This window comes from Serratia sp. CY37869 (genome assembly GCF_052168895.1).
Lineage (GTDB): Bacteria > Pseudomonadota > Gammaproteobacteria > Enterobacterales > Enterobacteriaceae > Serratia > Serratia ureilytica.
In genome coordinates this window covers 1,753,428-1,772,950 of sequence record NZ_JBJNLU010000001.1, presented here as the reverse complement: position 1 = coordinate 1,772,950, position 19,523 = coordinate 1,753,428, and the positions used below count along the sequence as shown (strand labels likewise).

Here is a 19,523-nt window from a genome sequence, read left to right as displayed (position 1 = left end):
GCTATCTGAGGACACAGCATGTTAAGCATCAAGAATTTGAAAGTGAGCGTGGAAGGCAACGAGATCCTCAAGGGATTGGATCTGGAGATCAAACCGGGCGAAGTGCACGCCATCATGGGGCCGAACGGCTCGGGCAAGAGCACGTTGTCCGCCACGCTGGCCGGGCGTGAAGAGTACGAAGTGACCGAAGGGGAAGTCACCTTCAAGGGCAAGGACCTGCTGGAGTTGGATCCGGAAGATCGCGCGGGCGAAGGCGTGTTCCTGGCGTTCCAGTACCCGGTGGAGATCCCCGGCGTCAGCAACCACTTCTTCCTGCAGACGTCGGTCAACGCGGTGCGCAAATACCGCGAACAGGAGCCGCTGGATCGCTTCGATTTCGCCGATTTCATCGAAGAGAAGATCGCGCTGCTGGATATGCCGGCCGATCTGCTGACCCGTTCGGTCAACGTCGGTTTCTCCGGCGGCGAGAAAAAGCGCAACGACATTCTGCAGATGGCGGCGCTGGAGCCGGATCTGTGCATTCTCGATGAAACCGACTCCGGTCTGGACATCGATGCGCTCAAAATCGTCGCCAACGGCGTCAACTCGCTGCGGGACGGCAAGCGCGCCTTTATCATCGTCACGCACTACCAGCGCATTTTGGACTACATCCAGCCGGATTACGTACACGTGCTGTCCCAGGGGCGCATCGTCAAATCCGGCGATTTCTCGCTGGTGAAACAGTTGGAGGAGCAAGGCTATGGCTGGCTTACCGACCAACAGTAACGCCAACGCGTTGCAGCAGCTGTATCGTCTGTTCGAAGGCCGCGGCGGCGAGCGTTCGCCCCATGCGCTGGCGCATTGGCAGCAGGCGCTGCGCCTCGGCTGGCCGACGCGCAAACATGAGAACTGGAAATACACGCCGCTCGAGGGGCTGCTGGAGCAGCACTTCCTTGAGCCGCAGCCCGCATCCGTGAACGCCGCGCAGCTCGAGGCGCTGGCGCTCGGTATCGACGCCTGCCGGCTGGTGTTTATCGACGGTCGCTACAGTGCCGCGCTCAGCGATGGCGATCTGGGCGACTACCAGTTCGAGCTGACCGCCTACGGCACGCCGCAGGCGCTGCCGGAGCCCATTCAGCCCGAAGTCTTCCTGCATCTGACCGAAAGCCTGGCGCAGGAAACCAGCCTGATCCGTCTGCCGGCCGGTAAAGCCCCCACACGGCCGCTGTACCTGCTGCATATCAGCAGCGGCCGCGGCGTGACGGGGGAAGTGAATACCGTGCATCATCGTCATCATCTGGAGATTGGGCGCGGGGCCGAGGCGGAAGTGATCGAACACTATGTCAGCCTGAGCGAGGCCGCGCACTTTACCGGCGCGCGCCTGACCGCCAACGTGGCGGACAACGCCGGGCTGTTGCACTGCAAGCTGGCGTTTGAAAGCCGGCCGAGCTACCACTTTGCCCATAACGATCTGGTCATCGGCCGCGACGCGCGGGTGAAAAGCGACAGCTTCCTGTTGGGCGCCGGCCTGACGCGCCACAACACCAGCGCGCAGCTGAACGGCGAAGGCGCCAATCTGGTGATCAACAGCCTGGTGCTGCCGGTGGGCAAGGAGATCTGCGATACCCGCACCTATCTGGAACACAACAAGGGCTACTGCGAAAGCCGCCAGCTGCATAAAACCGTGGTCAGCGATCGCGGCAAAGCGGTGTTCAACGGCATGATCAAAGTGGCCAAACACGCCATCAAAACCGACGGGCAGATGACCAACCACAATCTGTTGTTGGGGAAAGTGGCGGAAGTGGATACCAAGCCGCAGCTGGAGATCTACGCTGACGACGTTAAGTGCAGCCACGGTGCCACCGTGGGGCGTATCGATGAAGAACAGCTGTTTTATCTGCAGTCGCGCGGCATCGACAAACGCGCGGCGCAGCAGATGATTATCTTCGCCTTCGCCGCCGAGCTGACCGAAGGCATCGCCAACGACACCATCCGGGAACGGGTGCTGGCGCGCATCGCCCAGCGTCTGCCGGGGGAGGCTGCATGAGTTATCCGATTGAACGCGTGCGCAGCGATTTTCCACTGCTGGCGCGTGAGGTGAACGGCCAACCGCTGGCCTATCTCGACAGCGCCGCCAGCGCGCAGAAACCGCAGGCGGTGATCGACCGCGAGCTGGAGTTCTACCGCCACGGTTATGCGGCGGTGCATCGCGGCATCCACACCCTGAGCGCCGAGGCGACTCAGCAGATGGAAGCGGTGCGGGAGCAGGCGGCGCGCTTTATCAACGCCGCTTCGGCGGAAGAGATGGTGTTCGTCAAGGGCACCACCGAAGGCATCAATCTGGTGGCCAACAGCTTTGGCCGCCACCTGCTGCAGCCGGACGATGCGATTCTCATCACCGAGATGGAGCACCACGCCAACATCGTGCCGTGGCAGATGCTGGCGCAGGAGCGCGGTCTGCAGCTGCGGGTGTGGCCGCTACAGCCGGACGGTACGCTGGATCTGGCGCGGCTGCCGGAACTGGTCGATGCGTCCTGTAAACTGCTGGCGCTGACCGAGGTCTCCAACGTGCTGGGCACCGTCAACCCGGTGCGCGACATTATCGCCCGCGCCAGAGCCCTGGCGCCGGATCTGACGGTGTTGGTGGACGGCGCGCAGGCGGTGATGCACCAGCGCGTCGATGTTCAGGCGCTGGACTGCGATTTTTACGTGTTTTCCGGCCATAAGCTGTATGGCCCTTCCGGCATCGGCATGCTGTATGGGCGCCAGGCGCTCCTGCAGCAGATGCCGCCGTGGGAAGGGGGCGGTTCGATGATCCGTCAGGTCAGCCTGACGGCGGGCACCACCTTCGCCGATCCGCCCTGGCGCTTCGAGGCCGGTTCGCCGAATACCGCCGGCATCATGGGGCTGGGCGCGGCGTTCGATTACGTCGAAGCCCTGGGGCTGAATGCGATCCGCGATTATGAACAGTCGCTGATGCATTACGCGCTTGAGGCGCTCAAGCAGGTGCCGACGTTGAAAATCTATGGTCCGGCGCATCGGGCCGGGGTGATTGCCTTCAATTTGGGGGAACACCACGCCTATGACGTCGGCAGCTTCCTCGATCAGTACGGCATCGCCATTCGCACCGGCCACCATTGCGCCATGCCGCTGATGGCGTTTTATCAGGTGCCGAGCATGTGCCGCGCGTCGCTGGCGTTATATAATACCCGCGAAGAGGTGGACCGGCTGGTGGCCGGGCTGCAACGCATTCATCAGCTGTTAGGCTAGCCGGGGCGCGTCCTCGGCGGTACAAAAGGATCCCCATGGCGAATTTGCCGGACAAAGACAAATTGGTGCGTAATTTCTCCCGCTGTTTGAACTGGGAGGAGAAATACCTGTACGTGATTGAACTCGGCGCCAAATTGCCGCCGCTGGACGAGGCCGAGCGGCAGGCCGAGAACCTGATTTCCGGCTGCCAGAGCCAGGTGTGGATCGTGATGCGCTGCGATGAGCAAGGGCAGGTCGAATTCCATGGCGATAGCGACGCGGCGATCGTCAAAGGGCTGCTGGCGGTGGTGTTTATTCTTTATCGTCAATTGACACCACAGCAAATCGTCGAGCTCGACGTGCGGCCGTTTTTCACCGAGCTGGCGCTCAGCCAACATCTGACGCCTTCGCGCTCGCAGGGGCTGGAGGCGATGATCCGCGCCATTCGCAGTAAAGCCGCTCAGCTGGCCTGATCCTTAACGCCACTGCTCTTTAAAGGCTCATTGATATATTCGCTTTGTCAATGAGTCTTTACAATCCGCCGTTTTCCCCAGGGTTCATCCCCCAATTCAGTGATATTTCAGCAGCTTACCCATTGACGTTTCGTTGACAATCAACGACGGCGATTACGTTATAACGTGTTGATTTTTAGAGAACTTATTGCCTTTGATGCCAGCGTTGCTAGTATTAATCAGGTATTGTCTGATTTACCCACCGCCAGGCGCTCGTTAGCCTTGGGGGCGAACCGTCATAAAAAATATAGGGATGATAATGAAACGTGCGTTGAGTTTAATGGGCATGGTCTTCGCCACCGTACTGGCCGGCACGCAGGCCGCCAGTGCGACCGAATACCCGCTGCCGCCGCCGGACAGCCGTCTGATCGGCGAAAACACCACTTATACCGTGCCAAACGACGGCCGTCCGCTGGAGGCGATCGCCGCCGACTACAAGATTGGCCTGCTGGGCATGCTGGAAGCCAACCCCGGCACCGACCCGTTCCTGCCCAAGCCAGGCACGGTGCTGACCATTCCGACCCAAATGCTGCTGCCTGACACCAAGCGTGAAGGGATCATCGTCAACCTGGCCGAGCTGCGCCTTTACTACTATCCGAAAGGCGAGAATAAAGTGATCGTCTATCCGATCGGTATCGGCCAGACCGGGATGCACACGCCGCTTGAGGTGACTTCCATCAGCCAAAAGATCCCTAACCCGACCTGGACGCCCACCGCCAACATCCGCAAGCGCTATCAATCCCAGGGCGTGACGCTGCCTGCGGTGGTGCCGGCCGGCCCTGAGAACCCGATGGGGCTGTTCGCCCTGCGTCTGGCGATGGGGCGCGGTGAATACCTGATCCACGGCACCAACGCCAACTTCGGTATCGGCATGCGCGTCAGCTCCGGCTGTATTCGCCTGCGTCCGACGGATATCGAGGCGCTGTTCAACATGGTGCCGCGCGGTACGCGGGTGCAGGTGATCAACGATCCGGTGAAGATTTCGGTCGAGCCGGACGGCAAACGCTATGTGGAAGTGCACCAGCCGCTGTCGCGGGTGGAAAGCGACGATCCGCAGACCATGCCGATCGCGTTGTCTAAAGCGGAGAAAGCCTTTGCTGCCGATGGGCAAACCGATCGCGCCGTGTTCGATAGCGCGGTTGTCCGCCGCTCTGGCATGCCGGTGCTGGTCAACGTAGGGGAGAGCCCGTCTGAGGTGAGTTTAACGCCTGCAGCGGCTCCTGCGGCGAAAAAGAGCCCATTCAAGGCAGCGCCAATCAGCTCGGTGAACTAAGTTTGCCGGATTGAGCGGTCGAAGAGGGGTTCAGCGTGCTGAACCTCTTTTTTTTGCCCGCCGAGCTGGAAAGCCCAGGCGACAAACAGGCAAAAAAAAACGGCGCACAATGTGCGCCGTTTTCAATAACCAAAGCTATCTTACTTTTTGTAAGCGTGAGCTTGGTTGTCCAGACGCTGGTTAGCGCGTGCTGCGTCGTCTTTAGCCGCTTGAACGTCAGAACGCATTGCGTTCACGTCGTTGCTCAGCTGATCAACTTTAGCGTTCAGAGTCTGAACGTCAGAAGACAGTTGATCGATTTTAGCGTTGCTAGAGCAGCCAGCCAGCAGAGTGGAACCCAGGATTACCGCGCCCAGTACCAGTTTAGTACGATTCATTATAACACCCTCTAGATTGAGTTAATCTCCATGTAGCGTTACAAGTATTACACAAACTTTTTTCGAAAGAGAATAATTTTTTAGTGTTGAGGTGCTTTATTTTGATCGTTCGCTCAAACTTGCATCTGGTTTTACAAATTAGTTAAAAAAACGAGGGAAAACAGCCGGCTTCCATGGGACTACTCCGATTTGTTATTAGCTAAATAATGAGCAGATCGCGGTTGCGTTTTGAGAAAAATAGTTTACTGCCGATAAAAAAAACGCCGCAAAGCGGCGTTTTGATCAAGATAATTATGTCACGTTTTATATTACAGCACGTGTACCGAGGCGGTGTTGGTGGTGCCGCTCGGCACCAGCGCGCCGGAAACCATCACCACGACGTCGCCTTTTTGCGCCAGGCCGCTGGCCAGCGCGGCTTCTTTACCAATGCGGTAGAAGTCATCGGTGGAGGCGATTTCTTTGACCATCTGCGGGATAACGCCCTTGCTCAGCACCAGCTGATGCGCGGTGGTCTGGTTGGTGGTCAGCGCCAGGATCACGGCGTTCGGGAAGTATTTACGCACGGATTTCGCTGACTTGCCGCCGCTGGTGGCGACGACGATCAGCGGTGCGTCCAGTTTTTCGGCGGTTTCAACCGCGCCGCGGCATACCGCTTCGGTGATGCGCAGCTTGCGGCGATCGTTCAGGGTATCGATGCGGCTTGGCATCACGCGATCGGTGCGTTCGCAGATGGTCGCCATGATGTTGACCGCTTCCAGCGGGTATTTGCCCTTGGCGCTTTCGCCGGACAGCATGACGGCGTCGGTGCCGTCCAGAATGGCGTTGGCGACGTCACCGGCTTCCGCACGGGTAGGGCGCGGGTTCTTGATCATGGAATCGAGCATCTGGGTGGCGGTGATCACCACTTTACGCGCACGGTTGCATTTTTCGATCATCATCTTCTGGGCGAAGATCACTTCTTCTACCGGGATTTCAACGCCCAGATCGCCGCGGGCAACCATGATGCCGTCGGACGCTTCGAGAATTTCGTCGAAGTTGTTCAGGCCTTCCTGGTTCTCGATCTTGGAGATGATCTGGATCTGCTCGCCGCCGTGCGCTTTCAGGTGCTCGCGGATCTCCAGCACGTCGGAGCGTTTACGGATGAAGGACGCCGCCACGAAGTCGACGCCTTGCTCGCAGCCGAAGATCAGGTCGCGTTTGTCTTTCTCGGCCAGCGCAGGCAGCTGGATGGACACGCCCGGCAGGTTGACGCCTTTGTTCTCGCCCAGGTCGCCGTTGTTCAGCACCTTGCAAACGACTTCGTTCTCGGTCACGTTGGTGACTTCCATGCCGATCAGGCCGTCGTCAACCAGCACGGTGTTGCCGATCTTCAGGTCGGCGGCGAAGCCGGCGTAGGTCACCGCCACGCGTTCGCTGTTGCCGATCACGCTCTGGTCGGTGGTGAAGGTGAAGGTTTGGCCGGCGACCAGAGAGGCGTCTTTGCCGCCTTCCAGTTTCATGGTGCGAATTTCCGGGCCTTTGGTATCCAGCAGGATGCCGGCGTTGATACCGGTTTTCGCCATCACGGCGCGCATGTTCTTGATGCGGTTGCCGTGCTCTTCATAGTCGCCGTGAGAGAAGTTGAGACGCATCACGTTCATGCCCGCATTGAGCAGGTTGGTCAGCATTTCTTCCGATTCGGTTTTTGGACCGATGGTACAAACAATTTTGGTCTTTTTCATGGCGGAGTTTTCTACAAGTTGTGATGGATAAAAAAACGAATTTGACCGGCGTTGTTTACGCCGATAGGGAATTTGAGCCGTGCCTGGTGGTGAAAAACATAGTTAAGGATAGGTGACGACAGTTGATGTGGGGCGGAAAAATTCAGCCCGCGCGGGGGCGCGGGGATGCTGCGCAACGGGGTGAGATTAAATCGTGTTGTTATTGCGTTTTCGCAGATCAAGGGCTGAAACCATTCAACTGATAGACGTTGCGCATTATAAAGGCTAAGCGGCGGGAAACAAAATAAAAAACCGCGGCGGTGCGGCGGATATGTCAAAACGAGGGCAAATGTGGCGCAAATGCAACGCGTTGCGTACGGCTTGTTGCGCAAATAACCTTGCTGTAAATGCGGCTTAGCGCGTTTGCGGGATTTCCAGCAGCACACCGGCGCTCAGGCAGAAGCAGCCGCTGGCGACGTTGGCCGGCAGGGTCAGGCTCTCGCCGGTCCGCACTATCCGCGTGTCGCCGCCGAGGGTGAACTCGAATTCACCCGATATCACCCGGGTTTGCAGCGCGTGCGCGGGCTTTTGCAGCTGGCCGAAGGCCCCGGTCTCGAAACGCACTTCCGCTGCCGGCGAACCGTCGCTCATCACGCCTTCACGACGGGCAAGGCCATTGTCGAGCAGTAAAAAGGGGGTGTTGGCGGTGAAGGTGGTCATGTGGCGTTCCTGATGGCTGATGGCGGTAGTTCGGCGCAATCGACATGAAAAATCGAGCGGTCGGGCAGAGACGAAACAGCGAGAATTATAACGCGATAGGGGGAGAGGTGAATCAGCAATATGGTGCGTCCGAGTGGACTCGAACCACCGACCCCCACCATGTCAAGGTGGTGCTCTAACCAACTGAGCTACGGACGCACTGCACTGCTTGTGAAATTTGGTGCGTCCGAGTGGACTCGAACCACCGACCCCCACCATGTCAAGGTGGTGCTCTAACCAACTGAGCTACGGACGCACTGTACTGCTTCTGGAATTTGGTGCGTCCGAGTGGACTCGAACCACCGACCCCCACCATGTCAAGGTGGTGCTCTAACCAACTGAGCTACGGACGCATCTTTTCCTGTCTGTCATGGCTGACAGCGGGGACGAATATTAACGAGCTACCCGCGTGCTGGCAAGGGGAAAAACGCAATTTTATTCGGTATTTCACGCGATTGCTGAGGTTGTGCGCAGACAGGCGTTTTTTTCCGCAACCCGCTGCCCGGCCGGGGAGAAAACCGGCCGGGAACGGACTCAGCGGGTAGAACGCTGCAGGATGACGGTGGTCGGCTGTTTCTGCAGCCAGCGCATGCGCAGCGCCATCATGATGGCGGCGAAGGTCAGGCCGATGATAAAGCCGATCCAGAAACCACTCGGCCCCATCGCCGGCACCACCGCATCGGTCAGCGCCAGCAGATAGCCGCTCGGCAGGCCCAACACCCAGTAAGCGATGAAGGTAATGAAGAAGATCGCGCGAGTATCTTTATAACCGCGCAGCACGCCGCTGCCGATCACCTGGATTGAATCCGAGATTTGATACAGCGCCGCCAGCAGCATCAGCTGCGAGGCCATCGCCACCACCGCCGGGCTGTCGTTGTACAGCAGGGCGATCGGTTCGCGGAAGGTGGCGGTAAACAGCGCAGTGCAGACGGCCATGGTGATGCCGACGCCGATGGCGGAGTATGCGGCGACGCGCGCGCCTTCTACCGACCCTTCTCCCAGACGATAACCGACGCGAATGGTGGCGCCGACGCCCAGCGACAGCGGCAACACGAACATCAGCGCGCTGAAGTTAAGCGCGATCTGGTGGCCGGCGACCGCGACGATCCCGAGCGGCGACACCAGCAACGCCACCACGGCGAACAGGGTGACTTCGAAGAACAGCGCCAGCGCCACCGGCATACCGATGCCGATCAGGCGCTTCAGCGCCGCCCAGTCCGGGCCGCCGAGATCGCCTGTCTGGCGCTTGATGTCGCGCTGCGACGGCGCGCGCTTCACGTACCAGCGCATCATCAGGAACATGATCCAGTAGACGCTGCCGGTGGCGACGCCGCAGCCCACGCCGCCCAGTTCCGGCATGCCGAACTTGCCGTAGATAAAGATGTAGTTGATCGGGATATTCACCAGCAGGCCGAGGAAGCCGATCACCATGCCGGGCTTGGTTTTGGACAGCCCTTCGCACTGGTTGCGCATCACCTGGAAGAACAGATAGCCCGGCGCGCCCCACATGATGGCGTGCAGATAACCGACGGCTTTATCCGCCAGCTGCGGATCGATGTTGTGCATCATGTCGATGACGAATTTGCAGTTATACAGCACGACGATCAACAGTACGGAAACGCCGGAGGCCAGCCAGAAGCCCTGACGCACCTGATGGGCGATGCGATCGCGACGGCCGGCGCCGTTTAACTGGGCGATCACTGGGGTCAGCGCCAGCAGCAGGCCGTGACCGAACAGGATGGCCGGCAGCCAGATAGAGGTGCCGACCGCCACCGCCGCCATATCGGTGGCGCTGTAAGCGCCGGCCATGATGGTATCCACCACGCCCATGGCGGTTTGCGAGATTTGCGCGATGATCACCGGGATAGCGAGAGCCAATAAACTACGCGCTTCAATTAAGTACTTCTGCACGCATACACCTTTCTATTTTATATATGTGGGAGGGAGGGCTGCCGCGAGAGGACAACAATTAAAATAGCGGAATTTTGTCAAAAATATTGTACCTGCTCGGCGTCGTTAAGCAAACGCCGCAGATAAATAGTTATTAAATGCGCAGGGACGCGTTTTTTGCCGTCGCGGATTTGGTTTTCAGCGCCAACTGGGGCAAACTGCCGGAAGCGTTTTAATCTATTGAGTAAGAAGAGGCACATATGTTCACCGGTATCGTACAAGGCACCGCGCCGCTGGTCGCCATTGATGAGAAACCCAATTTCCGCACCCATGTGATCGAGATGCCTGCAGAACTGCTGCCGGGGCTGGAGCTGGGCGCGTCGGTGGCCCATAACGGTTGCTGCCTGACCGTCACCGCGGTGGAAGGCAACCGCGTCAGCTTCGATTTGATCAAGGAAACGTTGCGCCTGACCAACCTCGGCGATCTGGCGTTGGGCGACATCGTCAATATCGAGCGCGCGGCGAAATTCAATGATGAAATTGGCGGTCATTTGATGTCCGGCCATATTATCTGCACGGCGGAAGTGGCCAAAATTTATACCTCGGAAAATAACCGTCAGGTATGGCTGCGCATGCCGAATGCGGAATTGATGAAATATGTGCTGCACAAAGGTTTCATCGGCATCGACGGCATTAGCCTGACCATCGGCGAAGTGGTGAATAACCGTTTCTGCGTGCATCTGATCCCGGAAACCCTGGAGCGCACTACGCTGGGTAAAAAACGCCTGGGCGATAAGGTGAACATCGAGATCGATCCGCAGACGCAGGCGGTAGTGGACACCGTCGAACGCGTGCTGGCCAATCGGGAAGCGACGCTGGCGGCGGCGGTGGCGCCGGCGCACAAAGACTGACAGCGATTCGGGCGTTGCCGCCGGAGTCGAATCATAAGCAGAGAGGAGAAACGCGTGAAGTTTTATGGGAAAACGTTGTTGTTAACCGCGTTGCTGGCGCTGAGCGCCTGCAGCAGTTCACCTGAGCAGGGCGGCGGCGCGCAAGTGGCCGATGCGGACGATACCTGCGGCGCTTCGCAGTATCAAAACTACGTCGGCAAGCCGATGACGTCGCTGGAAGGCGTGCGGATCGAATCCAAGGTGCGCGCCATTCCGTACAACTCTGCCGTCACCATGGATTTCAACCTGCGCCGTCTGAACTTCCTCGGCGATAGCAACGATAAAATCATCCGCGTTTACTGCGGCTAAGCCGCCTGGTTCGAAAGAGCAAAAAAAGCCCCGGCGATGAGGTTGCCGGGGCTTTTTTTATTAGGGGAGCGTTCAGCGTGCGACGCGGATGCCGCCTTCAACGCCTTTCGGGCTGAACACCACCTGCCACAGCTGCAGATCGCGCGCCCGAAACGCGCCGGCGCAGGCGTTCAGGTAATAGCTGAACATCCGCTCGAAGCGCTCGGAATAACGTGGAGCAAGCTGCGGCCACGCCTGCTTGAAGCGCTCGAACCAGGCCATCAGCGTGCGATCGTAGTCGGCGCCGATGTTGTGCCAGTCTTCCATCACGAAATGGCCTTCGCTGGCCTCGGCGATATGCCTCACCGAGGGCAGGCAGCCGTTCGGGAAGATATATTTGTTGATCCACGGATCGACGTTCATGTCGGTCTTGTTGGAACCGATGGTGTGCAGCAGGAACAGGCCGTGCGGCGCCAGATTGCGCTCTACCACGTTGAAATAGGTGCGATAGTTTTTCGGCCCGACGTGCTCGAACATGCCGACCGAGACGATGCGATCGAACTGCTGATGCAGATCGCGGTAATCCTGCAGCAGGATCTGCACGTCCAGCCCGGCGCAGCGTGCCTGAGCCAGCTTCTGCTGCTCGGCGGAAATGGTCACGCCGACCACCGACACGCCGTAATTTTTCGCCGCATAGGCGGAGAGGCCGCCCCAGCCGCAGCCGATGTCCAGCAAGCGCATGCCCGGCTGCAGCTGCAGTTTTTCGCAGATCATCCGCAGTTTCGCTTCTTGCGCTTCCTCCAGCGTGGCGGCGTCTTTCCAGTAGCCGCAGGAGTACTGCATGTAAGGATCGAGCATCAGCGTAAACAGATCGTTGCCAAGATCGTAATGCTCTTTGCCGACGATCCAGGCGCGCTTTTTCGATTGCAGATTGGTCAGGCGCGCCGCGGCGATACGCAGGGTATCTTTCAGGTGGTGGGGGAGCTTCTTCTCCAGCCCGGCGCTGACCACGCGCTGGAAGAATATATCCAGCCGTTCGCACTCCCACCAACCATCCATATAGCTCTCGCCGAGACCCAGGGAGCCTTGCTGCAAAACGCGTTTAAAGAATTCGGGGTTTTTAACCTGAATATCGAAAGGGCGCGATCCGTTAATTTCGATACCGGCCAGACCGAGCATTTCGTGCGCGATACGGTACCACTGGTTATCCTGGATGCTCAGATCTTCTATACACGATGAACTCATAGCTTCTCCATCACCTTCTTCTGACTGATGACCCGTTAGGAAACAGCTTAGACAATTTCTGCGGGTGCATACGTATACCGACGGGAAATAAGCCCGCGGCGTCTGATATCCGACTATGAACAGAGGAAATTTAAAGAAGCGACCCGACGCAAACGGCGCAGGATAAACGCCTCTTCAAAAAAAGAGTGTGACGCAAGACGCGTACACAACAGCTAATTGAGATATAGAGATTATAAGGTGTTACTTTACAAGGTTGTTTTTGAGTATAGGCGCGCCGAGGCATTGACTCAACTGTAAATCGCACTCGGCACGCATATTCTTTAAGTGATTATTTAGCTTGGCAATTATGACGCTGAGTTAGCATGTTCGCGCGGCGTTTCTTGCGGCGCCTTGGCCGCTTTTCCCCGCTGCAGGAAATACCCCAGCGCGGCCAGTATCACCGTGGACACCATCACCGTCACCGTCGCCAACAGCGGCTGCGCAATAAACGTCGATACCAGCATGCTCGCCACGAAACACAGCCCCAGCTGCAGCGTATTTTGCAGCGCGGCGGCTTTGCCGCTGCTGTCCGGGAACGGCATCAGCGCGTTGGCCACCATGATCGGATAGCCGGCGCCGTTGACCAGCGCCATCACGCAGAACGGGATCAGGAGCGTGGTGAGCGTCGGATTGGTCAGGGTTGCCACCAGATACAGGGCCACCATGCTGACAGCATAAGCTACCAGCAGCCACGGCAGCAGGGTTTTGCCATTGATGCGCTTGAGCGCGGCGCGGCACCCGTAACCGCCCAGCAGGAAGGCCAGCGTCTGCGGCACATAGCTCAGGCCGATGTCGCTCGGGCCGTAGCCCATATCACCGAGGATAAACGGCGAGCCGGTCAGCCAGGCGAAGAAACCGGCCGAACAGGCGGCGTACATGGCGACATTGCCACTGAATACCGGGGATTTCAATAATTGCCAAAAACTGACGCTGCTTTTTGGCGCGTCGACGGCGGGTTTTGGCCTGGCGTTCTCTTTGAGCAGCAGCGTCGGCAACAGCAACAAGGCGGTGATGGCCAGCAGCACGGCGAAGATCGCGCGCCAGCTGGCGTGGCTCAGCAGCCAGGCGCCCAGCAGCGGCGCCAGCGCCGGCGATAGCGCCACCAGCGGCATGATGGTGGCGAATACGCGGTTGGCCTGGCCTTCACGATAGCGGTCGACCACCAGCGCTTGCCAGATGGCGGCGGCGGAACAGACACCTACGGCCTGAATAAAGCGCAGTATCCAGAGCTGCGCGGCATTTTCCACCCACAGCATGCCCAGGCAGCCGAGCGCGAACAGCGTCAGGCCAATCAACAATACCGGTTTGCGTCCCAGACGGTCGGAGAGCGGCCCCCACAGCAGCTGCGCGAAGGCGAAGCCGGCCAAAAAGATGCTCAGGCTGGCGCTGACCGCGCCGGCGGAAATTTGCAGTTCCTCCCGCATGGCGCCGAAGGCGGGCAGGTACATATCGGTCGCCAGATAACCCAGCATGCTCAGGCCGGCGAGGTAGAACATAAAACCAAAGGAATTTCGCATGGTATTTCTCGTTAATATTTTAGTGTCGCAGGTTTTTAGCGCCGGCCAGTGTATCCGGCTGGATCTCTGCTTGTGAAACGGTAATATTTGCAAAGTGCTGTTAAAAAAATTGAAGGCAAAGCGATGTGGTCTGAATATTCTCTCGAGGTCGTTGATGCGGTGGCGCGCACCGGCAGTTTCAGCGCGGCGGCGCAGGAGCTGCACCGGGTGCCGTCGGCGGTAAGTTATACCGTGCGGCAGCTGGAGCAATGGCTGGCGGTGCCGCTGTTTGAGCGGCGTCACCGAGATGTGGAACTGACGCCGGCCGGCGCGCTGTTTATCAAGGATGCGCGAGCTGTTATCAAAAAAATGCTCGACACCCGCCGCCACTGTCAACAGGTGGCCAACGGTTGGCGCGGTCAGCTGAATATCGCGGTGGACATCATCGTCAAACCGCAGCGCAGCCGCCAGCTGGTGCTGGATTTCTACCGCCATTTCCCCGACGTCGAGTTGATGCTGCAACCCGAGGTGTTTAATGGCGTGTGGGATGCGTTGGTGGACGGCAGGGCGGACATGGCGATTGGCGCCACCCGCGCGGTGCCGGTCGGCGGCGGCTTCGCTTTCCGCGACATGGGGGATATGAACTGGCTGTGCGTAGTCAGCCCACAGCACCCGTTGGCGCAGCTGGCAGGGCCGTTGAATGACGATCGGTTGAGGCCGTACCCTGCGCTTTGTCTGGAAGACACCTCGCGCAATCTGCCCAAGCGCGTCACCTGGACGCTGGATAACCAGCGGCGGCTGGTGGTGCCGGACTGGACCTCGGCGCTCGACTGTTTGTGCGCCGGATTGTGCGTCGGCATGATGCCGGCGCATCTGGCGCTGCCGCGGGTGCAGCGCGGTGAGCTGAAGGCGTTGCAGTTGCAGCAGCCGTTTCCCGCCAGCCCCTGCTGCCTGACCTGGCAACAGGATAAACCGTCACCGGCGATGAGCTGGCTGCTGGCGTATTTGGGCGATGGCGAGACGCTGAATCAGGAGTGGCTGAGTGAGGCGGCACCGGAAGCCGCGCCGGCTTCCGGTAGGGAGGACGATCAGCGGCGGTAGTCGATGAACGGACCGTCGGCGACCGAACGGCGTTCGACCAGCTTCGGATGCACTTCGATCACCTGCGATTCTTCGCGCTTGCTGATGATGCGATCCAGCAGCATGGTGAAGGCCATTTCGCCCAGACGCTCTTTCGGCTGATGAATGGTGGTCAGCGCCGGGGTGAAGTAGCGGGCGTTGCGCACGTTGTCGTAGCCGATCACGGAAATATCCTGCGGCACCCGCAGCCCCAGTTCGTCGGCGGCGCAGATGGCGCCCATCGCCATGATGTCGCCGCCGCAGAATACTGCGGTCGGTCGCTGTTTCTGCGACAGAATTTGATGCATCGCCTTGTAACCGGACTCCGGCTCGAAGTCACCCTGGACTATCCACTCTTCGCGAATATCGATATGCGCTTCCTGCAGCGCCTTCATGAAGCCCTGATGCCGACCGCCGCCGGTGTTGCGCGACAGTTGGCCCGGGATAGCGCCGATATCGCGGTGGCCGCGTTCGATCAGATAACGCCCGGCCAGATAGCCGCCCTCGAACGCGTTATCGATGATGGTGTCGGTGAAGTCGCCGCGCGCGGCGCCCCAGTCCATTACCACCATCGGGATGTTGCGGTAGTCTTCCAGCATGCCCAGCAGCTGATCCGGGTATTCGGAACACATGACCAGCAGGCCGTCGACGCGCTTTTGCGCCAGCATCGCCAGGTAGGCGCGCTGTTTGTCCAGATTGTTGTGCGAATTGCACAGGATCAGGGTATAGCCTTTGCTGTAGCAGCTGTTTTCCACCGCCTCGATCACTTCGGCAAAGTAGGGCGCTTCGCTCGAGGTGGCTAGCAGACCGATAGACTTGGTGTGATTGACTTTCAGGCTGCGCGCCACGGCGCTCGGCGAGTAGTGCAGCTCTTTGATGGCGGCCCACACGGCCGCTTTGGTCTCTTCGGCGACGAAACGAGTCTTATTGATGACGTGCGAAACGGTGGTGGTGGAAACGCCCGCGCGTTTGGCCACATCTTTAATCGTTGCCATGTAAGGAATGACTCCTGAACTCACATGTTTACAGCATGTAAGTGTGATGTTAATCGTTTGCCTACGTAGATCCTTCTCCAGAGAAGCGAAAACTGAGTTTTTAGTGTTGAAGTCGTCAGCGCTTAATCAGGAGGGGCATGAATGCCGGTACGCAGTTGTGAACTGCGAATTTTGTCGCATATTGAACAAAAGTGGAAGAGGTAATCGAGATTATAAACCGGGAAATGATAACAAGATTTTATCGGCGAACTGTGGGAAAATGATTTGACGTACTAATTGTGCGCCTTTTATCCTTAGGAAAGCCCATTTTAAAGGAGTTGTCATGGATACCGATCTGAAGATGTCGCTGTTCACCACCGTTTGCGCATTGGCGATGATCATCGCTTTCAGCTTTGTCGCCGCGTTGAACTGATTTCCCGCCAGTTTTAAAAAAGGCGCAGCCAAGCTGCGCCTCATCACTTAGGCAAGGCCTGCGCTTACGCCAGGTTTTCCGCCGCGAAGGTCCAGTTGACCAACGCCCAGAAGTTTTCCAGGTATTTTGGACGCGCATTGCGGTAATCGATGTAATACGCGTGTTCCCACACGTCAACGGTCAGCAGCGGTTTGTCTTCGCCGGTCAGCGGGGTTGCCGCGTTGGAAGTGTTGACGATTGCCAGCGCGCCGTCCGGTTTTTTCACCAGCCAGGTCCAGCCGGCACCGAAGTTTTTCACGGCGGCATCGGTGAACTGCTCTTTGAACGCAGCGAAAGAGCCGAAGGATTTGACGATCGCCGCCGCCAGTTCGCCCTGCGGTTCACCGCCGCCCTGTGGCGACAGGCAGTGCCAGTAGAAGGTGTGGTTCCACACCTGCGCGGCATTGTTGAACACGCCGCCGTTAGAGGTCTTGATGATCTCTTCGAGCGATTTGCCTTCGAACTCGCTGCCTTTCACCAGGTTGTTCAGGTTAACCACGTAGGTGTTGTGGTGTTTGCCGTAGTGGTATTCCAGGGTCTCGGCGGAGATGTGCGGCTCGAGCGCGTTTTTCTCATACGGTAATGCAGGTAATTCAAACGACATTGCTTCCTCCTTTACAGCGCCATTCAGCTTCTCGCCGGGGCGAACGCCGGATGGGCCGTTTTTTATTGTGGTCATTCAATCTTAACAATTTTCATCATAAAAAACAGGAGGAAAAGCGAGAAATGCGCGTGGGGGAGTGCGATGGGCGATAGCTTGAGCAGGCGGTTGCGGCCGAGGCCGCAACCGCGCAGAGCAGGGAATTAACGGATGGTTTTCGGCGTCACTACGCGGCGAGCGCCGATGTAGTGGTTCTGCCAATAGTCGTTGTCGAGCTGGCTGATGCGGATCTCTTCGCCAGTGCGCGGCGACTGGATGAATTTGCCGTTGCCGAGGTAGACGCCGACATGATCCGCCACGCCGCGGTTGTTAATGCGGAAGAACACCAGATCGCCGCTTTCCAGTTCGCTTTTCTTGATCGGCGCCGCGTCGCGCAGGTGATACATTTCGTTGGCGGTGCGCGGCATCTTGATTTTCACCACGTCTTTATAGGCGTAATAGATAAGGCCGCTGCAGTCGAAGCCGGTGCGCGGCGAGCTGCCGCCCCAGCGGTAAGGCTTGCCCATCTGATCCATCAGCTTGGCCATCGCGGTCTGCTTGGCGTGCTGGTAACGCTTTTTGTGCGCCGGGCTGAGTTTCAACGGTTTTTCATCACGCGCCAGCTTGGCGGTGGCCATACCGGCTTCGCGGTGGCGGCCATAGCCTTTTTTGTAGCCCTTTTTCGGCGGGGTGACTTTAATTTTGGCGGTTTTCTGCGCTTTGGCCTTGGGTTTGGCGCTGACGATCTTTTTCGCGCTTTTCTCGCTTTTGACCTTGGCGGTCTTGGTTTTTTTCTCGGGGGCCGTCACTTTGGCTTTTTTGGCGGCTTTATCCGCTTTCTTTTTTCTGCGGTCATCGGGCCGCGCTTCATTGGCATGGCTTTTACGCTGCTCGGCGGCAACACGCGCCTGTGGCGCAGCGTGCGCCAAATTGAAGAAGAGCTGCGTAAACAGCAGCGCAAAGAGCGTAAGAATTAAACGCATGTCGACGTCACCAACCTTGGCCCCGAAACGGATATCGAAAGAGTTACAGTATTCCCGAATTTCGCCATATAAAACAGCGAAGAACTCATAAATAATAATCCATATTGTGAGAAAACGTTAATGACATTTTTTTTGGTTTAAAATCAGCCTGTTGATGTATAAAAAAGCGCCAGGCGGCGGTAGCGGATATAATTAAGCCGCGCCGTCATCGCGGCGCAATATATTAGTGAAATGGTCGGATTAAAAATGTTATTCTCAACGTATGTTTTGACCGGAATGACGTGGCCGGTGAAACGCGATCGGCGGCGGGCGAATATCCTTGCAAAAGATGGCGTTTTCTTGCGACTGTTCCAGCCGCTACAATAGCCCGCGTGATGCATGTTGTAGCCATGAAATGTGGCTTGAGGAAGCAATAAATGACGACGACACTTGAAAAAATTCAGCACCAGATCGCTGAAAACCCGATTCTGCTGTACATGAAGGGTTCGCCAAAGCTGCCGAGCTGCGGCTTCTCTGCGCAGGCTGTGCAAGCGCTGTCCGCCTGCGGCGAGCGTTTCGCCTATGTGGATATTCTGCAAAACCCGGACATCCGCGCCGAGTTGCCAAAATACGCCAACTGGCCGACTTTCCCGCAGCTGTGGGTAGACGGTGAACTGGTCGGCGGTTGCGATATCATCATCGAAATGTATCAGCGCGGCGAATTGCAGCAGCTGATCAAAGAAACGGCAGAAAAGTATAAAGCGCAGGAAGACCAGCAGTCTTAATCGACAGACGTGCGGTTATCGCGTAACGGGCGGCGCCAGTGCAAACTGGGCCGCCTTTTTTATTGGGCCTATTCGGCGAGATCGCTGGCGGGCAGCGGCCAGCCGCCGAGACGCTTCCAGCGGTTAACCAGCTCACAAAACAGCAGGGCGGTTTGTTCGGTGTCGTACAGCGCGGAGTGCGCCTGGCTGCTGTCGAACGGCATGCCGGCAGCGATGCAGGCTTTGGCCAGCACCGTTTGCCCCAGCACCAGGCCGCTCAGCGCAGCGGTGTCGAAGGTGGCGAACGGATGGAACGGATTACGCTTCAAACCGGCGCGTTCGGCCGCGGCCATCAGGAAGCTGTGATCGAAGTTGGCGTTGTGCGCGACGATAATGGCCCGGTTGCAACCGCGATCCTTGAGCCCTTTGCGCACTGCTTTGAAAATGGCGTGCAGCGCGTCGTATTCGCTGACCGCACCGCGCAGCGGGTTGTGCGGATCGATGCCGTTAAACGCCAGCGCTTCCGGTTGCAGGTTGGCGCCCTCGAAAGGCTCCACGTGGAAGTGCAGGGTTTCGTCGCGCTGCAGCCAGCCGTCTTCATCCATTTTCAGCGTCACGGCGGCGATTTCCAGCAGCGCATCGGTATTGGCGTTGAAGCCGGCGGTTTCAACATCTATTACTACGGGATAAAACCCACGAAAACGACCACTCAGGGCGTTAAGATCACTTTTTTCGGCCATCAGTTTCTTATCTTCATCGAATGCAGCGCGCATTATGGCAAATTTTGCGCCCGGTTGCAGGCGCTATCGCGCGGAGAATCAGCGGGGCGCAGGCG

At 58.2% G+C, this 19,523-nt stretch carries 20 protein-coding genes and 3 tRNA genes; 10 read left to right on the top strand and 13 right to left on the bottom strand.

Annotated elements, in window-relative coordinates; all coding sequences use genetic code 11:
- Positions 1-18: 18 nt before the first annotated feature.
- The 5 genes from sufC to ACJ8J1_RS08450 all read left to right on the top strand — a co-directional run bounded on the left by sufC (position 19) and on the right by ACJ8J1_RS08450 (position 5,013).
- Entirely contained in the window at positions 19-765 is a 747-nt protein-coding gene (gene sufC / locus ACJ8J1_RS08470) for a Fe-S cluster assembly ATPase SufC (protein WP_016927936.1), read from the top strand.
- The gene (sufD, locus tag ACJ8J1_RS08465; RefSeq protein ID WP_047026202.1) at positions 740-2,026 is read left to right on the top strand and encodes a Fe-S cluster assembly protein SufD; all 1,287 of its coding nucleotides are present in this window, start codon (positions 740-742) and stop codon (positions 2,024-2,026) included. Before sufC ends, sufD begins: the two co-directional genes overlap by 26 nt.
- Entirely contained in the window at positions 2,023-3,249 is a 1,227-nt protein-coding gene (gene sufS / locus ACJ8J1_RS08460) for a cysteine desulfurase SufS (RefSeq protein WP_033642906.1), read from the top strand. The genes sufD and sufS overlap by 4 nt, the downstream gene beginning before the upstream one ends.
- 35 nt (positions 3,250-3,284) lie before the next feature.
- Positions 3,285-3,701, top strand: coding sequence for a cysteine desulfuration protein SufE (gene sufE, locus ACJ8J1_RS08455; protein WP_033642907.1), 417 nt, complete (start codon positions 3,285-3,287; stop codon positions 3,699-3,701).
- Between the two features lie 298 nt (positions 3,702-3,999).
- Positions 4,000-5,013, top strand: a complete 1,014-nt coding sequence (locus tag ACJ8J1_RS08450; protein ID WP_033642908.1) for a L,D-transpeptidase family protein — start codon at positions 4,000-4,002, stop codon at positions 5,011-5,013.
- Positions 5,014-5,153: 140 nt separating this feature from the next.
- Here ACJ8J1_RS08450 and ACJ8J1_RS08445 read toward each other — a convergent pair whose 3' ends face one another.
- The 7 genes from ACJ8J1_RS08445 to ACJ8J1_RS08415 all read right to left on the bottom strand — a co-directional run bounded on the left by ACJ8J1_RS08445 (position 5,154) and on the right by ACJ8J1_RS08415 (position 9,760).
- Positions 5,154-5,390 carry a major outer membrane lipoprotein gene (locus ACJ8J1_RS08445; protein ID WP_004931354.1) on the bottom strand — a complete coding sequence of 79 codons (237 nt, stop codon included), beginning with the start codon at positions 5,388-5,390 and terminating at the stop codon, positions 5,154-5,156.
- Positions 5,391-5,698: 308 nt separating this feature from the next.
- Positions 5,699-7,111: a pyruvate kinase PykF gene (gene pykF / locus ACJ8J1_RS08440; protein WP_033642909.1), complete on the bottom strand. Its 1,413-nt coding sequence runs from the start codon at positions 7,109-7,111 to the stop codon at positions 5,699-5,701.
- A gap of 393 nt (positions 7,112-7,504) precedes the next feature.
- The gene (locus tag ACJ8J1_RS08435; protein ID WP_033642910.1) at positions 7,505-7,810 is read right to left on the bottom strand and encodes a cupin; all 306 of its coding nucleotides are present in this window, start codon (positions 7,808-7,810) and stop codon (positions 7,505-7,507) included.
- A gap of 121 nt (positions 7,811-7,931) precedes the next feature.
- Positions 7,932-8,008: transfer RNA gene (locus tag ACJ8J1_RS08430), tRNA-Val, on the bottom strand.
- 20 nt (positions 8,009-8,028) lie between these two features.
- A tRNA-Val gene (locus ACJ8J1_RS08425) sits at positions 8,029-8,105 on the bottom strand.
- 20 nt (positions 8,106-8,125) lie between these two features.
- Positions 8,126-8,202: transfer RNA gene (locus tag ACJ8J1_RS08420), tRNA-Val, on the bottom strand.
- A 181-nt stretch (positions 8,203-8,383) separates the two neighbouring features.
- Positions 8,384-9,760: an MATE family efflux transporter gene (locus tag ACJ8J1_RS08415; RefSeq protein WP_033642911.1), complete on the bottom strand. Its 1,377-nt coding sequence runs from the start codon at positions 9,758-9,760 to the stop codon at positions 8,384-8,386.
- Positions 9,761-9,999: 239 nt separating this feature from the next.
- Between ACJ8J1_RS08415 and ACJ8J1_RS08410 the strand changes: the two genes are divergently transcribed.
- Positions 10,000-10,650 carry a riboflavin synthase gene (locus ACJ8J1_RS08410; RefSeq protein ID WP_033642912.1) on the top strand — a complete coding sequence of 217 codons (651 nt, stop codon included), beginning with the start codon at positions 10,000-10,002 and terminating at the stop codon, positions 10,648-10,650.
- Between the two features lie 54 nt (positions 10,651-10,704).
- Positions 10,705-10,998: an I78 family peptidase inhibitor gene (locus ACJ8J1_RS08405; RefSeq protein ID WP_033642913.1), complete on the top strand. Its 294-nt coding sequence runs from the start codon at positions 10,705-10,707 to the stop codon at positions 10,996-10,998.
- 72 nt (positions 10,999-11,070) lie between these two features.
- Here ACJ8J1_RS08405 and cfa read toward each other — a convergent pair whose 3' ends face one another.
- Positions 11,071-12,222 (bottom strand): cyclopropane fatty acyl phospholipid synthase, encoded by a 1,152-nt coding sequence (cfa, locus tag ACJ8J1_RS08400; protein WP_033642914.1) that lies wholly within the window; start codon positions 12,220-12,222, stop codon positions 11,071-11,073.
- Between the two features lie 344 nt (positions 12,223-12,566).
- Entirely contained in the window at positions 12,567-13,778 is a 1,212-nt protein-coding gene (punC, locus tag ACJ8J1_RS08395) for a purine nucleoside transporter PunC (protein WP_033642915.1), read from the bottom strand.
- Between the two features lie 123 nt (positions 13,779-13,901).
- On the opposite strand from punC, the gene punR reads away from it, so the two are divergent.
- Positions 13,902-14,858 (top strand): DNA-binding transcriptional activator PunR, encoded by a 957-nt coding sequence (gene punR, locus ACJ8J1_RS08390; RefSeq protein ID WP_033642916.1) that lies wholly within the window; start codon positions 13,902-13,904, stop codon positions 14,856-14,858.
- On the opposite strand, the gene purR is transcribed toward punR, so the two are convergent.
- The gene (gene purR, locus ACJ8J1_RS08385) at positions 14,846-15,871 is read right to left on the bottom strand and encodes an HTH-type transcriptional repressor PurR (protein WP_004931336.1); all 1,026 of its coding nucleotides are present in this window, start codon (positions 15,869-15,871) and stop codon (positions 14,846-14,848) included. The two genes, punR and purR, sit on opposite strands and share 13 nt — an antisense overlap.
- Positions 15,872-16,193: 322 nt before the next feature.
- On the opposite strand from purR, the gene cydH reads away from it, so the two are divergent.
- Positions 16,194-16,283 carry a cytochrome bd-I oxidase subunit CydH gene (cydH, locus tag ACJ8J1_RS08380; protein WP_094143265.1) on the top strand — a complete coding sequence of 30 codons (90 nt, stop codon included), beginning with the start codon at positions 16,194-16,196 and terminating at the stop codon, positions 16,281-16,283.
- Between the two features lie 64 nt (positions 16,284-16,347).
- Here the strand turns inward: cydH and sodB are convergent, their stop codons facing one another.
- Together sodB and ACJ8J1_RS08370 are read right to left on the bottom strand one after the other, a co-directional pair.
- Positions 16,348-16,926 carry a superoxide dismutase [Fe] gene (gene sodB / locus ACJ8J1_RS08375; protein ID WP_004931333.1) on the bottom strand — a complete coding sequence of 193 codons (579 nt, stop codon included), beginning with the start codon at positions 16,924-16,926 and terminating at the stop codon, positions 16,348-16,350.
- A gap of 200 nt (positions 16,927-17,126) precedes the next feature.
- On the bottom strand, positions 17,127-17,945 hold the full coding sequence (locus ACJ8J1_RS08370; protein WP_042784370.1) for a C40 family peptidase: 819 nt from the start codon (positions 17,943-17,945) through the stop codon (positions 17,127-17,129).
- A 416-nt stretch (positions 17,946-18,361) separates the two neighbouring features.
- Between ACJ8J1_RS08370 and ACJ8J1_RS08365 the strand changes: the two genes are divergently transcribed.
- The gene (locus ACJ8J1_RS08365) at positions 18,362-18,709 is read left to right on the top strand and encodes a Grx4 family monothiol glutaredoxin (protein ID WP_004931329.1); all 348 of its coding nucleotides are present in this window, start codon (positions 18,362-18,364) and stop codon (positions 18,707-18,709) included.
- A 68-nt stretch (positions 18,710-18,777) separates the two neighbouring features.
- Here the strand turns inward: ACJ8J1_RS08365 and rnt are convergent, their stop codons facing one another.
- Positions 18,778-19,461, bottom strand: coding sequence for a ribonuclease T (gene rnt, locus ACJ8J1_RS08360; protein ID WP_033642918.1), 684 nt, complete (start codon positions 19,459-19,461; stop codon positions 18,778-18,780).
- Positions 19,462-19,523 lie beyond the last annotated feature (62 nt).